A 14,615-nucleotide genomic window follows, 5' to 3' on the forward strand; every position below is an offset into this window, starting at 1 on the left:
TTTTTATGTTCTTTCTAAAATGTAATCAGCAAAATAAGCTTTGTGATCCATTATTTTATTTGAAATACTGAAATCTGTTTTTAAAATAATTTTCTCAATCAATACATCATTATATTTTCTAGAAATTTCTGTGTGAATTTTTTCTCCTGCTACAAATTCAAAAGTTTTTTTGATGACCGAAATAGTAACTTTTTGATCTATGGTACTTACTATATAACTTTTTGCAATACCTTCTTTTTCGTTATATTCTGGTTGATGTTTAAAATGATGTAAGTTAAAATCCCCATCCAATTCATTATTGATTCTTTCTAAAAGATTAAGGTTAAATTTTGCTGTAATTCCTTTACTATCATTATAAGCAGGCAGTACAATATTGTTGGCTTTAATTAAATCTACACCTAATAATAATTTATCCTTTGGTTGAAGGTTGTTACCTAAACTATAAATAAATTCTGCCGCCATTTCATCATCCATATTACCAATATTAGAACCAAGAAATAATATAACGATAGGTAGTTTTTTCTTTTTTAGTGAAGCTAAAATTTCAAAATAATCACCTTGTTGCGGTTTTACAGATACGTTTGGCAACTCTTTGTTTAAATCTTGTTTTAAAAGTGCTAAAGCATTGCCAGAAATATCAATAGGAAAATAATCAAACTTAAACTTTTGGGCATCCAATAATCGTAATAATTCTTTGGTTTTTAACCCATCACCAGCACCTAGTTCTATTAATTCAAAATAAGTGTTTGGGTTTAGATTAAGAGAATCTATAAGTTCTTGGGTTTTATTTTGAAAGATATCTAATTCACTACGAGTTAGATAATATTCTGGTAAATTCATAATTTCTACAAAAAGGGCATCTCCTTTTTTATCATAGAAATATTTTGAAGGAAGTGTTTTTGGGCTTGCATTTAAACCTTGTGATACTTCATTTTTAAAAGTTTCAATCATGTTATTTAGCTAATCTGATTCCTGTAAATTGCCAACGCTCTAAAGGGTTAAAAAAATTGCGGTAGGTTGCTCTAGAGTGATTTTTAGAAGTAGCAACAGAAGCACCCCTTAATACCATTTTATTACTCATAAACTTCCCATTATATTCGCCTACGGCACCATTTTCTTTTTTAAACTTAGGGTAAGGTAAATAAGCGCTGTTTGTCCATTCCCATCGTTTTCCCCAATCTAATTGTTGTGCAGCAATTTCCCATTCAAACTCTGTTGGTAATCTCATACCTTTCCATTCTGCAAAAGCATTGGCTTCGTAATAATTAATATGACTTAAAATAGCTTCTGTATCTACTTTCTGTAATCCAGAAAGTGTGTAATAATACCATTCATCTTCTATTTTATGCCAGTACATTGGCGCGTTAATTTGGTTGTTATTTACCCAAGACCAACCTTCGTCTAGCCACAAATTAAAATCAGCATAACCACCAGCTTCCATAAACTGAATGTAATCTCCATTGGTTACTAAATAATTATTTATTTCAAAATCATCAATATATACCTTGTGGACACCTAATTCATTATCGTAACAAAATTCGTTTCCTTGATAACCAATTTCATAAATGCCTCCATTTATGTTGCTGCTTTCTAAGTTTGTGTTTTTAACGTTTACTAGGTTAAAATCTTCATGTAAAACAGGAAAAATAGGGTTATGGCCAAACATATATTTCACATCCGTAATTAATAATTCTTGATGTTGTTGCTCATGGTTTAACCCAAGAATTACCAAGTCTATTATTTTTTTATCTGTTAAATCCCTTAAGAATTCTTGCATTTTTTCATCAACATAATCTCTATATGCAAAAATTTCATTTGTAGTAGGTCTAGACATATTGCCTCGGTTGGCTTGTAATACTCTATCGCCAACATTGTTGTAATAACTATTAAATAGAAAGTTGAAGTTAGAATTGAAATACGCGTAATTTTTTACATTAGGAATTAAAATAAACGTTTCAAAAAACCAAGTAGTATGCGCCAAATGCCATTTAGGAGGGCTCGCAAATTTTACCACCTGAATGGCAAAATCTTCTACCTGTAAATGTTTGCAAAAATCTAACGATTGCTGTCTTACTTGTTTATATGTTTGGCTAAGAGTCATTGTTTTTAGAATGCTTTATTAGTTTATTCCAATCCTTTTTTATCTGGATTCCAAAATGGTTTTGTTTTAATTTGTTTGGTATTCCAATTCAATTCCTTTCTAAAATATTGATTTAAAGCAATACAAACTCTACTATCTCCAGCAATATATACCATTTTAATACCTTTCATTTTTGGAGTGATGTTTTTAACCAAACTTAAAATTTCAGAAATAGAATTTTGCTCTAAGTTATAAAAATTAAAAGAGTTTGAGCTGTCTATGTCTTCAAAAAAATCTGATTTGTTTGCACTATAAATAATGCTTCTACTTGTTTTTTATTAGACAAGTTTCTGTTTAAGATATATAAATGAGATAAAGCAGATATGTCTCCAATCATTAAGTAACTATCTGCTGTTTTATCAAGTAAAAAGTTTCCTTTTTTCCATTTAAAATAAACAAGATCACCTTCTTTACAATTAACTACCCATTTTGCACCAATTCCCTTGCTATCGGTTGCAATGGCTAATTCTAAAAGACCTTCGTTTTTATTGATGTTCCAAACACTATAGCTTCTTACTTTGTCTTTAAAGTCTATATCATCATTATCAATACCAATACCAATACCTAATCGTAAAAAATAACCAGGTTGAAATACAGTTTTTTTAATGCTGTCACTTTTTAATTGAATTTTATATACAGAGTCAGAAATTTGTGTCTTTTTAGAGATGATAGCATTTTGTAATACTACTTTTTTTAATATGTTTTCTAGTAAGCTCATTTTAATTAAGAATTTACAGGTTTTCTTTTATTTCTACGTTTAATAAAGTAACTTTTTATAATTGGTATTCTAATTACAAATCCAATACCTACTATTATTGCATATATCAGCCAAGTTTTATCTAGAATAGCAACATGAAGTATGCTTAAAAAGATAGCAGCATATGCCCAACTTTGAAGCTTTTTCCATTTAGCTTTTAATCGTTTCATAGATTTTCTATTCGATGTAAAAAATAAAGGGATTAAAATTAAAATAGCGATAAAGCCTGCTATATAATTTACTTGGGTAAAGGTTTCTATAAAGCCTTCGGTGGATATAAAAATAATGAAGTGTAAAAAACTCCAAACTGCAGTTGCAATACCCATAGCTTGTCTTACATAAAGATTGTTAACTCCAAAAAGGATAAAAAAAGGAGTACAGGTTAGTACAGCAGTCATCCATCTAATAGCAAACTCGCCAGATACATGATACAGCATCTCTAAAGTAGTTTTACCTTCAGTAGCGGTTTTTTCTATAATGGATATAGAAAGACCATCAGTAAAACTAATATGTATCATATTAAAAATGACAAGTAAGGGGAGAGAAGCTAATATGGTAACTAAAATCCAACCATAATTTTTTCTTATAGATTTCATTAAATATTCTAATTTAGATTAAATTTTGATGTGTTGCCAAAAGTTGGTTGTAAAGATATTTGGCTCATTTTTAATTGTCAAAGATTGTATTAGTTACCAATAAAATAAAGGTGAATCTTGATTTAAAAATGGTAAATGTGAGACTCTTTTTTATTGCAACTAATTGTTTATGCTAGTTACTTTAATAATATATTTTTGTTTTTTTAGCCGTTAAAATGTTAGTTAAGAGTAATGTATCGTTTTTTTCTTTTATTAATTTTTATAAATACTTTAATAGTAAACTCCTACCGATAATTGGTACAAACATTATCAGTAGGAGTGAGTTGGATTTAAAGTTTTTTACTTTATTTAATTTAAAGTGATTGTAAAACTTTGACCAGGCTTAAAATCATAACCTTCACCAATTTCAACAACCAAAACTGTATCAGAATCAATTCTTAGATTTACAGACGCATTGCTTGATGTAAATCCGTTTACGTCTTGTGTGTTTTCAAAAGTAAAGTAATATCTGTCATAAGTATCGGCTTCCATTACTCTAAATAAATCACCGTAAGTAGCATCATTTGCCTTTGCAACTAGCTCAAAAGAAATACTGTTTTTATCGATATCAATATCATATAAATTTAGTAGATAAGAAGGGAATTCTACCGATTCGCTAATACTAGATGTTGCAGCTAAAGCACCTGCAGGTTGGTGAAATAAATCTTCGATTGCTAATTCAGCTCCTTGTGTAAATGCTGTAGATTGAAATGTGTTGGTTACTGTTACATTAGAACCTAATGTTATAGGGTCAGATATATCATCATTATTACTACAAGAATAAATTGTGATTGATAATAAGATTACAGCTAGAAATTTTAATTTAGAATAGTTCATCATTTTGTTTTTATATTAAATTATTAATACTGCAAAATTGAATTATTTCTAAAGCAATGTAATTGGTAAAATGAGGATAAAAATGGTAAATATGAGAATTACGTTAATTGATTCTTTCTAAAACTTTTGGGAGAAATGCCCATTTTGTTTTTAAAAAACTTGGTAAAATTGGTTACTTCATCAAACCCAAGTTCAAAGGCAATTTCTTTTAGACTTTTTTCTGTACTAACAATGGCACGTTTGGCTTCTAGAATTACGTATGCGTCAATAAAAGATTTGGCAGTGTTTAAAGTAAAATCTCTAACTGTTTGGTTTAAGTGCTTTGTAGAAATAAGCAATTTATTGGCATAGTCTTTAACGTTTCTAGTTTTAGTGTAATCAGATTCTACCAAATTTTTAAAATTGATAAAAGTATCGTATTGTTTTAATTTATGTTTTTTTAATTCGCTTGTGTTAGATTTTCCTTCTAATTTTAATAAGTAAATGTTTAATAATGATGCAATAATATTTTTTTTAGCAAAGCTATTTTCGGTGGTGAGTTCTTCTACAAGTTGATTCAAAAAAATATCATTACTTTCTTTATCATTGGTAATGGGTGATGTAGTATGGTAATTATATAAGTGAGAAATTAAATTTATAGATGATTTTGAAAAATAATTTAAAACAAAATCTTCAGTAAATATAATTAAGAAACCTTCGTATTTTGGATTTTTTTGAAACGCATGTACTTGCCCTTTCGCTATTTTTAAAACAGAACCAGCAGATAAATTGTAATCTTTTAAATCAATTTGATGTTTTCCAGTACCATTAGTAACAATCAATAATGCAAAAAATGATATTCTGTGTGGTAATTCTGGGTTATGGTCTAAATCTGTAAATATTCTTGTAAAGAGATGAGATAGGTTAATAAATTCAAAATCTTTTGAGTTTGCATTACTTTTAAACGATATGTTTGGAATGTTCTTCAAATTGTTTCTTTAAGTTCATTAACGGAATAATAAAATCCTTCTAAGTTTACTTTACTACGAAATTCTTACTTTCTATATTTTTGATGAAGATAAATATACAAATTAAATTAGGTTGATTCTAGGTATGAAATATAATAGTCTTTAGCAAAATGTATTTTTTTGATTATTAAGATTTTTTATTTTACAAAGTTGTCATAGATATTACTTAAAAACTACTTAAAACTGACAAAGTTGCGGATATGTTATGGGGATAAAAAATTATATAAAATAAGGTGCTTAAGTTGTTTTTTGACGTTATAAGCCAATCACAGCGTGTTTTTATTCTTTTAAATGGAGTTGTTTTGGTGTTTTATTATTTTTTGGCTTGGTTTTGGCGGACAATCTTTCTGTAAGTTTAAACTAAAAGAGTTTTTGTATAAGAATTATGCAAAAGCTTTTTTTCAAATTAAAGAATTATAGTATGAGTCAAGTAAAAGAGAACAATACCGTAAAAGTACATTATACAGGTAAATTAACTGATGGGCAAATTTTTGATACGTCTGAAGGAAAAGAGCCAATTGAGTTTACTTTAGGAGAAGGAAAGTTAATACCTGGATTTGAAAAGGGTTTAATCGACATGAAAGTAAGTGAAAAGAAAACCATTACTATTGCTAAAGAAGAAGCATATGGTGAGGTAAACGAGCAATTAATACAAGAAGTAAATAAATCTGACCTTCCACAAGATATGGAGCCTCAAGTAGGTATGGGATTGGTTTCTAAATCGCCAGACGGTAGAGAAATGAATTTAATGGTTGTAGAAGTAAAAGATGAAAGTATTGTAATTGATGGTAATCATCCTTTAGCTGGTAAAGATCTTGTTTTTGATCTTGAAGTTGTAGAGATTATATAAGTTATTGGTACTAAAGTATAGTACAATATATAAATTACAAAACACCCTTTGCACATTAATTTGTAGCAAAGGGTGTTTTTTTATACCATTTCTGTAGCTAAAATAATATAGTAGTTGAGTTTAAAAGTAAGCCTCTAACATCATATAAATTTAAGTATATTTTACCAAAATTTCTGTTACTTTATGTAAATCGCTTGCTACAATTTCTGTTTTTGGTGCTAACGGAAAAAGTTGTTGTCCAGGTCTGCTTACAAAAGCAGCGCGCCAACCCGCCCAAAGAGCACCAGCAACATCCCAACCATGTGCAGCAATAAGCATACATTCATCTAACTGAACCCCCATTTTGTGTGCGCCCCAAACGTATGTATTTGTAAATGGTTTAAACTTACCACTATCTTCTACACTAAGTAAATCATCAAAATATGTTGTTAAGCCAGCATTTTTAAATTGATTTTTTAATCCTTCGTTAGAAGAATTTGTAAATGCAACTAATTTGTATCCGGCTTTTTTTAATTGCGTTAGAGCTTCTTTTACTTCTGGATGCGCAGGTAAATTTTGCATCGCTGCCACAATAATTTTACGTGCTTCTTCTTCTTCTGAAATTACAATATCATGGTTTGCGGCAACCATTTGTAACGTTGCCGCACCAATATGTGTAAAGGGCTTGTATTGTCCGCTTGCGGAAACCACTAAAGAATACTGCAACATCGTTGTAAACCATAAAGAAAGTAAATCTTCTCTACCGCCTAAAGCGATGCCAATTTGTTTTTTTACAGGAGAAAGGTCTAAAAGCGTTTCATTAACATCAAAGAATAATACTTTTGGTTTTAATGTATTCATAACGGTCTTATTTTAATTTTTCTAATGCAGTGATAATTTCTGTTGGCTCTGCTCTTTGTCTATAATCAGCATCTAAAAAAGCATACTGAATAATTCCGTTTGTGTCGATAACATACGTTGCAGCCAAAGGCAATTGGTTGTCATTATTTCCATTTTTTTCGCTTAAACCGAATCCAGTTTCATAAATATCAGCCACTTCATCCGTTAATTGAAACACAATACCATATTCTTTTCCTATAACATTATCAAGATCACTTAAAACAGTGAATTCTAAATTGTTTTTTTCGGCAGTGTCTAATGAGTTGTCTGGTAATTCTGGAGTTAAAGCAATTAGTGTAGCACCTGCTTTTGCAAAATCGGGTAATTTTTCTTGTAAATAGTGTAGCGTAATGTTGCAATAAGGGCACCATCCGCCTCTGTACCAAGTTAAAATTACGGGACCATTTTCTAGCTCGTTGTATAAAGAAACCTCTTTGTTTAACGCATTTTTTAGGGTAAAGTTTGGTGCTTTATCACCTACATTTAAGGCGCTTTCAAGTACTCCAGAATCGGCTACACTTGTAATACCATCTGCGTAAATCTTGTTTTTCTCTTTGGTAAACTTAGTAGCGCCTTCTTTACGCTTTGTATTTAACAATGTATCTAATACTCCTTCATTTGCTTCCATGGTTTTTAACTTTTTAAATAACTACTGTATTAAACAGATTTTTGTTCTTTGATTAATTCGGATAGTACTTGTTTAAAGGTGTCTACTGGTTGTGCACCAGTTACTGCACTTTTTCTATTAAAAACAATAGTTGGTACAGAGTTAACTCCTAAATTTTTCCAATAATTTTGTTTTGTTCTTACTTTGTTTCTTGCGGCTTCATTATCTAATTTGGCCATTCCTTCATCAGCATTTAAACCAACAGACAATAATGCTTCTTTTAAAATTTCTCTTTTAGAAACATCTTTACGTTCACTAAAAAAAGCAGTTGTTAAACACATTTTTAATTCGGTTTGTTTCCCAAAATCTTTTGCATATTCTAAAAGAACATGTGCTTCAAAAGTGTTTACCATTCTCATTTCATCAAAATAATCAAATTTAAAACCAAGTTCTTCTCCAACTTCAGTCATATTTCGTTTTGATTCTTCTTGCTGCTCTTTGGTAGACCCATATTTTTCTGTAATATGTTCATCTACATTCTGACCTTCTGCAGGCATATTCGGATTCAACTCAAAAGGTTGCCATTCAATTTCTACTTGGTCTTGAACACCTAGTTCTGTTATGGCTTTTTCTAAACGCTTATAGCCAATGGTACACCAAGGACATACTACGTCTGATACGATATCTATTTTTAATTTTTCTTTCATTTTTTAGAATGTTATCAATTCACTAATTTGAAGTTCTCCTTGTACATTACTGTAATTTTTTACATCGTCTGCAAATACTTTTGCATGCGGACCAAATGAAGTCTGAAAAGCAGCAACATCATCAAATAATAAATGTGCAATTGCTACATAAGGAGCCGGTTCTCCAGGAACTCTACTCGCAAGACCTAAATCTAACTCTAAACCTTTTAAAGCAGTACCAAGTGCCTTAGAAATCGTTGGTAAGTGACTGTTTTTATAATAATCTACATCAAACTGTACATCTTTACTGTTTGGGTACATTACGGATACTTTTATCATAATGAGATTTTATTTAATATGAATAACTACAAATCTCCCGTTTTATTACGGAAGACTTGTAGTTATAATAATGTTATTATATGAATTATTTTTTCTCCCAAGCAAATGGCTTAAAAGCATCATCTACAGGTGTATTTGCAATATGATTTGTGTAATTACTAATTACTTTTTGAGATAATCCTAAGATAATATCTAAAACACTTCTTTCTGTATAACCAGCAGCATAAAATGTGTTCAATTCTTCTTGAGATACATGACCTCTGTTACGCGTAATGATTAATGTAAAGGTACGTAAAGCTTCTAATTTTTCGCTTTCTAAAGGAGTTTCGTTACGTAATGCTTCTATAATAGCATCATCTACTTTCATCATTTTTGCAATTCCTGTGTGTGCAGGTACACAATAATGACATGCGTGCTCTACGTTTATTGTTTGCCAAACTACTGTTAATTCGTCTGCATTAAAAGCCGTTTTTGTAAATAAATCGTGTAATGTTTGGTAAGCTTCAAAAGCTTGAGGAGATGTAGATAAAACACCATGTAAACCAGGAATCATTCCGTATGCTTTTTTAGATCCTTCTAATAATGCTTTGCTTTCTTCTGGTGCTGTTTCTATGTTGTTAATTTTTAATGTTGTCATAATTTCTATTTTTATTTATTAATTTATGTTAATTTTAACTAAACAATCGTTTAGTTATTAGGTAAAAAAAATGCTTATATGTTTTTAAAAGTAATTTCTATATAATCTTCAATTTCTTGTTGTGTATTTACTCTAGCTGCAGCAGCCAAACCATGTTTTGCCAAGAGTAAAAAATTGGCTTGTTTTTGTACTGTTTCAGCATCTCTAGTGCCGTCTTGTTCTAATTTTTTTATGAGTAACGCTTTTAAGTTGTTCATAAAAATAGTCATATCCTCTTTAATTAATAAATCTTCGCTTTCAGAAAATTCATTATACGTATTGGTTAATAAACATCCTTTTTGATGGCTCTCTTTAAACTTAGCGTTTACAGAATCATAAAAGAATTGTTTAATATCTTCCAAACCATTGGATGCATTCTTAAATTTTTCAAAAATAAGATTCAACTTTCCTTTGTAACATTTAATACTTTCTAGAAATAAACCATGCTTGTTACCAAAACTAGCATAGATAGAGAACTTGTTAATTCCCATTTCTTTTTCTAGCATTTGCATAGAAGTGTTTTCGTAGCCATTTGCCCAAAAAAGGTTCATTGCTTTTTCTACCACTTCGCTCTCGTTATAATTTTTCTTTCTAGCCATTATTTCTAAGTAAAGGACAAAACTAAACAATCGGTTGTAATAAAAAAACTTTTTTATGATTTTAACTTAAAATTATAATTTGAGCTAAACTGTAAAAAATGATTACTTGTTGAAAATTAGCGTGTTGCTGTCTTTTTTTTAAGTTATTCAACCAAAGAAGTTTCTGGTATTTTATTTTCTAATTGATCAAAATCATACAGGCTTTGATCTAAAAGATGAGAAGGAGATACGTTTTGTAAAGCATTCATCATAATGGCATTTCTATTTGGGAATTCGGTTTCCCAATCTGTAATCATTTGTTTTACCTTTTTACGTTGCAAGTTTTCTTGAGAGCCACACAAGTTACAAGGTATAATAGGGAAGTCCATAAAGTCTGCATACGCTTCAATGTCACTTTCTTTACAAAAAGCCAAAGGTCTTAGTACAATTAAATCTCCTGCATCGTTTTTAAACTTTGGTGGCATGGTTTCCATTTTACCAGAGAAAAAGAAGTTTAAGAAAAAGGTTTCTATAATATCATTTCTATGGTGACCTAAAGCCAATTTATTACAACCTAAATCTTTGGCAGCTTCATATAAAGTTCCTCTACGCAAACGAGAACATAAACTACAGGTTGTTTTACCTTCTGGAGTTTTGTCCATTACAATTTTATAGGTATTCTTTTCTATAATTTTATAATCTACACCTAAATTCTGTAAATAGGTGGGTAGCACTTCTACCGGAAAACCAGGTTGTTTTTGATCTAAATTAACGGCAACAATTTCGAAAGAAATAGGCGCAACTTTTTGAAAATACAATAACATGTTTAACATTGCGTAGCTGTCTTTTCCGCCAGAAAGACAAACCATAATTTTATCTCCTTCGGCAATCATTGTAAATTGCTGAATAGCTTCTGCAACGCCACGTTGTAATTTCTTTGTTACTTGTTTTCGGTTTTCCATGGGCGCAAAAATAGTACTAAAATCATTGTTATTCTATGAGTTTTTTGCGTTTCATTCAGTTTTATAACCGTTATTATTAAATAAATAGTAATTACATAAAAAATAAAAGCTCAAAATACTAATTGATAGTATTATGAGCCTAGAATAATAGTGCTTAAATTTAATGAAGAAAAGAACTGTTTTTAGCTCAGTTCTTTGTTGGGTTTAGTTTTTATCCAAAATTAATTGGTATCGTTCTCTTTACTTTTACTGGGGTTCCATCTTGTTTTGCTGGTTTCCAAATTGGCATAGAATTGAACATATTATTAACTTCATTTTTTAAACTTGGATTCGTGTCTTTGAGTATTTTTTCATTAGAAGTTTGTCCATTTGATTCTATTGTAAATTTAAAAATTAACTTTCCTTTTGTGTTAAAACTGTTAGAAGTTAGATGTTTTTTAATAAAACTGTTAAAAGCTATTTTTCCACCAGGAAATTCTGGCTGTATTTCAAAATTATAGTATTCTATTTCTTTTCCACTTTTGTCAAAACACTTTCCGTTTTTTAGTTTACCTTTTTTAAATAATTCTTTTCTCTTTAATTCTCCGTTTTTCCAATTGGACTACCTAATAAAAATTAGTCCATTTTTATTAGGTAGTCCAGGTTGCTAAAACAAATAATATTATTAAGTTTTTTTTCATTTTCAATAGTTAATTCTTCAATTCAGTGTTTTGCTTGGTAATGACGCACAACTGATTATATTTCAAATAATGCATCCAGTTGTTGTGATCATTAGGTGTTTTAATATCTTTTTAATCATTTTATTTAAATTGATGCATTGCAATTTTTATCAAAAATAGTACTTCTAAAGTATGCATCCGTTTTTTAAAGACTATTAGCGGTAGATTTTTGAGATCAAAAGATGTTTTTGAAACGATTGTGCAATAGCATCTTGTTTAATGTTGTTAGGATTATAGGTAATGTTTAAATATGAGTTTGTTGTATGGGGATTTTAATTACAGTATGTCTTTTTTTTATAGAAATCTATTAAAAAATCAAAAACTGAAAGTTGTAAAATCAAACAAAAAATCAAAAACTGATAAATATTATCATAAAAACTAATTTTTAGGTGAATAGTTTGTAATATTAAAAATAAAATTTTGATATTTGCCAAAGAAATAAACAAGACATGACATTTATTCAAAACCATCATCATCATTTTTACAATTGCAGTCAAGCGATTTAAAAGTGTATTGAATAAAATCAAGATATTTATAAACCCGTTTGAGCAAATCAAACGGGTTTTTTTAATTAAAAAAAAGAGTTTTTAAGACTCAGTCTTAAAAAGCCCGTTAAAATTGTCATTCCTGCGGAGGCAGGAATTTAAACCGTATTTGCTCAGGCATCAAACAAAAACAAAAATGAGTAATTTAAGAATTGCAGTACAGAAGTCAGGAAGATTAAATGAAGATTCTATGAATATCTTAAAAGATATCGGAATTTCAATAGACAACGGAAAAGATCAATTAAAAGCATCCGCAAGAAATTTTCCTGTTGAGGTTTTCTATCTTAGAAATGGCGATATTCCGCAGTATTTAAGAGATGGCGTAGTAGATGCTGCTATTATTGGCGAAAATGTTTTAATAGAAAAAGGAAACGATTTAGATTTTATAGAACGTTTAGGATTTTCTAAATGTAAAGTTTCTATTGCAGTGCCAAAAGAATCGAATGCAAATTCATTAAAAGATTTAGACGGAAAAAGAATTGCAACTTCGTACCCAGAAACGGTAAGAAAATACTTAAAAGAGTACAATATAGAAGCACAATTACATATTATTAACGGTTCTGTAGAAATTGCACCGAATATTGGTTTAGCAGACGGAATTTGTGATATTGTTTCTAGTGGTTCTACACTTTTTAAAAATGGATTAAAAGAGATTGAAGTTCTTTTAAAATCTGAAGCTGTTTTAGCAGTTTCTCCATTAATATCTGATCAAAGAAAGGCCATCTTAGAAAAAATTCAATTCAGAATTCAATCGGTATTAAAAGGAAGAGATTCTAAATACGTGTTGTTAAATGCGCCTAATGATAAATTAGATGCTATTTTAAACTTATTGCCAGGTATGAGAAGTCCTACTGTTTTGCCATTGGCAGAAAAAGGTTGGAGTTCTGTACACACCGTAATTAGTAAAAATGAATTTTGGCAAATTATTGACGGATTAAAAGAAAATGGAGCAGAAGGTATTTTAGTTTGCCCTATCGAAAAAATGGTACTTTAATATTTTATTTGGGCGTTTAAACGGGCTTTACACTATATCTTTTTGCAAAAAAGCAAAAAGGGTGCCGTTTCAATCCCTAACGCAAAAGCAGTTTTATAATAGAAGTTAACATTATGAATACAATTATAAATCCACCTAAAAAAGATTGGACTCAAATTTTAGAGAGACCTACAAAAACAGTTGATGATATAGAAGGTGTCGTAAACGAAGTTTTTGCAGATATTCAAAAAAACGGAGATGCAGCTATACAGAAATACACTCAAAAGTTTGATGGTGTTTCTTTAGAAAACAATATTGTTTCTGTAAACGAAATAAATGAAGCTATTAATTTAGTTTCAGAAGAATTAAAAGAAGCAATTCAACTTGCTAAAGAGAATATAACCAAGTTTCATACAGCGCAAAAAACAGCAAAAGTTTTTGTAGAAACGACAAACGGAGTTTCTTGTTGGCAAGAAAAAAGACCAATTCAAAAAGTTGGTTTGTATATTCCTGGCGGAACAGCACCTTTGTTTTCTACAGTATTAATGTTGGCTATTCCTGCTCAAATTGCAGGCTGTAAAGAAATTGTATTGTGTTCTCCTCCAAACAAAGAAGGGAAAATTCATCCAGCCATTTTATATGCTGCAAATTTATGTGGCGTAACAAAAATTATAAAAGTAGGAGGGATTCAAGCCATTGCAGGGTATACATTTGGTACAGAAACCATTCCGCAAGTTTATAAAATATTTGGTCCAGGAAATCAGTTTGTAACGGTTGCAAAACAATTGTCGACAAAACATGGTGTTGCCATCGATATGCCAGCTGGTCCAAGTGAGTTATTAGTGGTTGCAGATGATTCTGCAAACGCAAGTTATGTAGCGTCAGACTTATTAAGTCAGGCAGAACATGGTGCAGATAGTCAGGTAATTTTGGTATCAACATCCAAAGAAATGATTACAGAAGTAGAGAAAGAAATTGAAATTCAGTTGGCTAAATTGTCTAGAGTAGAAATTGCTCAGAAAGCCATTCAAAATTCGAAGTCTATTTTTGTTGAGAATGATGAAACAGCTTTAGAGTTGATTAATGAATATGGTCCGGAACATTTTATTGTTTGTACAAATAACAATGATTTTTACATAGACAATATAGAAAATGCAGGTTCTGTTTTTATTGGTAATTATACGCCAGAAAGTGCCGGAGATTATGCTTCTGGAACCAACCATACCTTACCAACAAACGGATTTTCTAAATCGTATTCTGGTGTTAACTTAGATAGTTTTACCAAAAGTATTACGTTTCAGAAAATTACAAAAGCAGGTATTAAAACAATAGGGAAATCTATTGAGTTAATGGCAGCAGCAGAAGGCTTAGATGCACATAAAAATGCAGTTTCTATCCGATTAAAAGATTTAAAATAGGTTATGA

General features: G+C 30.0%; 18 protein-coding genes. 3 read left to right on the plus strand and 15 right to left on the minus strand.

Going from position 1 to position 14,615, the window contains the following annotated elements; all coding sequences use genetic code 11:
* Positions 1–3 precede the first annotated feature (3 nt).
* The 7 genes from WG945_RS01590 to WG945_RS01620 form a co-directional block, all read right to left on the minus strand.
* Entirely contained in the window at positions 4–951 is a 948-nt protein-coding gene (locus tag WG945_RS01590; RefSeq protein WP_068452305.1) for an L-histidine N(alpha)-methyltransferase, read from the minus strand.
* A gap of 1 nt (position 952) precedes the next feature.
* Entirely contained in the window at positions 953–2,101 is a 1,149-nt protein-coding gene (egtB, locus tag WG945_RS01595; protein WP_068452307.1) for an ergothioneine biosynthesis protein EgtB, read from the minus strand.
* 23 nt (positions 2,102–2,124) lie between these two features.
* Positions 2,125–2,400: an SIP domain-containing protein gene (locus tag WG945_RS01600; protein ID WP_340867192.1), complete on the minus strand. Its 276-nt coding sequence runs from the start codon at positions 2,398–2,400 to the stop codon at positions 2,125–2,127.
* A complete protein-coding gene (locus tag WG945_RS01605) occupies positions 2,358–2,858 on the minus strand; it encodes an FAD-binding oxidoreductase (RefSeq protein WP_197482117.1) in 501 nt (166 codons plus the stop codon). The genes WG945_RS01600 and WG945_RS01605 overlap by 43 nt, the downstream gene beginning before the upstream one ends.
* 5 nt (positions 2,859–2,863) lie before the next feature.
* Complete coding sequence (locus WG945_RS01610; protein WP_068452310.1) at positions 2,864–3,493, minus strand: ferric reductase; 630 nt, start codon at positions 3,491–3,493, stop codon at positions 2,864–2,866.
* 348 nt (positions 3,494–3,841) lie between these two features.
* A complete protein-coding gene (locus WG945_RS01615; RefSeq protein WP_157603727.1) occupies positions 3,842–4,372 on the minus strand; it encodes a hypothetical protein in 531 nt (176 codons plus the stop codon).
* A gap of 95 nt (positions 4,373–4,467) precedes the next feature.
* On the minus strand, positions 4,468–5,337 hold the full coding sequence (locus WG945_RS01620) for an AraC family transcriptional regulator (RefSeq protein WP_068452316.1): 870 nt from the start codon (positions 5,335–5,337) through the stop codon (positions 4,468–4,470).
* A gap of 460 nt (positions 5,338–5,797) precedes the next feature.
* Here WG945_RS01620 and WG945_RS01625 point away from each other — a divergent pair, with 460 nt between their 5' ends.
* On the plus strand, positions 5,798–6,226 hold the full coding sequence (locus tag WG945_RS01625) for an FKBP-type peptidyl-prolyl cis-trans isomerase (protein ID WP_068452319.1): 429 nt from the start codon (positions 5,798–5,800) through the stop codon (positions 6,224–6,226).
* 150 nt (positions 6,227–6,376) lie between these two features.
* On the opposite strand, the gene WG945_RS01630 is transcribed toward WG945_RS01625, so the two are convergent.
* The 8 genes from WG945_RS01630 to WG945_RS01665 form a co-directional block, all read right to left on the minus strand.
* Positions 6,377–7,066 carry a haloacid dehalogenase type II gene (locus WG945_RS01630; protein ID WP_068452321.1) on the minus strand — a complete coding sequence of 230 codons (690 nt, stop codon included), beginning with the start codon at positions 7,064–7,066 and terminating at the stop codon, positions 6,377–6,379.
* Between the two features lie 7 nt (positions 7,067–7,073).
* Positions 7,074–7,733, minus strand: a complete 660-nt coding sequence (locus WG945_RS01635; RefSeq protein WP_068452323.1) for a peroxiredoxin-like family protein — start codon at positions 7,731–7,733, stop codon at positions 7,074–7,076.
* Positions 7,734–7,762: 29 nt separating this feature from the next.
* Entirely contained in the window at positions 7,763–8,419 is a 657-nt protein-coding gene (locus tag WG945_RS01640) for a DsbA family oxidoreductase (RefSeq protein ID WP_068452325.1), read from the minus strand.
* A gap of 3 nt (positions 8,420–8,422) precedes the next feature.
* The gene (locus WG945_RS01645) at positions 8,423–8,737 is read right to left on the minus strand and encodes an EthD family reductase (protein WP_068452327.1); all 315 of its coding nucleotides are present in this window, start codon (positions 8,735–8,737) and stop codon (positions 8,423–8,425) included.
* Between the two features lie 85 nt (positions 8,738–8,822).
* On the minus strand, positions 8,823–9,374 hold the full coding sequence (locus WG945_RS01650) for a carboxymuconolactone decarboxylase family protein (RefSeq protein WP_068452330.1): 552 nt from the start codon (positions 9,372–9,374) through the stop codon (positions 8,823–8,825).
* Positions 9,375–9,448: 74 nt separating this feature from the next.
* Positions 9,449–10,012 (minus strand): TetR/AcrR family transcriptional regulator, encoded by a 564-nt coding sequence (locus tag WG945_RS01655; RefSeq protein ID WP_068452333.1) that lies wholly within the window; start codon positions 10,010–10,012, stop codon positions 9,449–9,451.
* A gap of 143 nt (positions 10,013–10,155) precedes the next feature.
* Positions 10,156–10,953, minus strand: a complete 798-nt coding sequence (ttcA, locus tag WG945_RS01660) for a tRNA 2-thiocytidine(32) synthetase TtcA (protein WP_068452336.1) — start codon at positions 10,951–10,953, stop codon at positions 10,156–10,158.
* Between the two features lie 211 nt (positions 10,954–11,164).
* A complete protein-coding gene (locus WG945_RS01665) occupies positions 11,165–11,461 on the minus strand; it encodes an energy transducer TonB (RefSeq protein WP_082864313.1) in 297 nt (98 codons plus the stop codon).
* A gap of 892 nt (positions 11,462–12,353) precedes the next feature.
* Here WG945_RS01665 and hisG point away from each other — a divergent pair.
* The gene (gene hisG, locus WG945_RS01670; protein WP_068452339.1) at positions 12,354–13,211 is read left to right on the plus strand and encodes an ATP phosphoribosyltransferase; all 858 of its coding nucleotides are present in this window, start codon (positions 12,354–12,356) and stop codon (positions 13,209–13,211) included.
* A 113-nt stretch (positions 13,212–13,324) separates the two neighbouring features.
* Entirely contained in the window at positions 13,325–14,608 is a 1,284-nt protein-coding gene (gene hisD, locus WG945_RS01675) for a histidinol dehydrogenase (RefSeq protein WP_068452342.1), read from the plus strand.
* Positions 14,609–14,615: the final 7 nt, after the last annotated feature.

Origin of the sequence: Polaribacter atrinae (assembly GCF_038023995.1) — a bacterium.
GTDB lineage: Bacteria > Bacteroidota > Bacteroidia > Flavobacteriales > Flavobacteriaceae > Polaribacter > Polaribacter atrinae.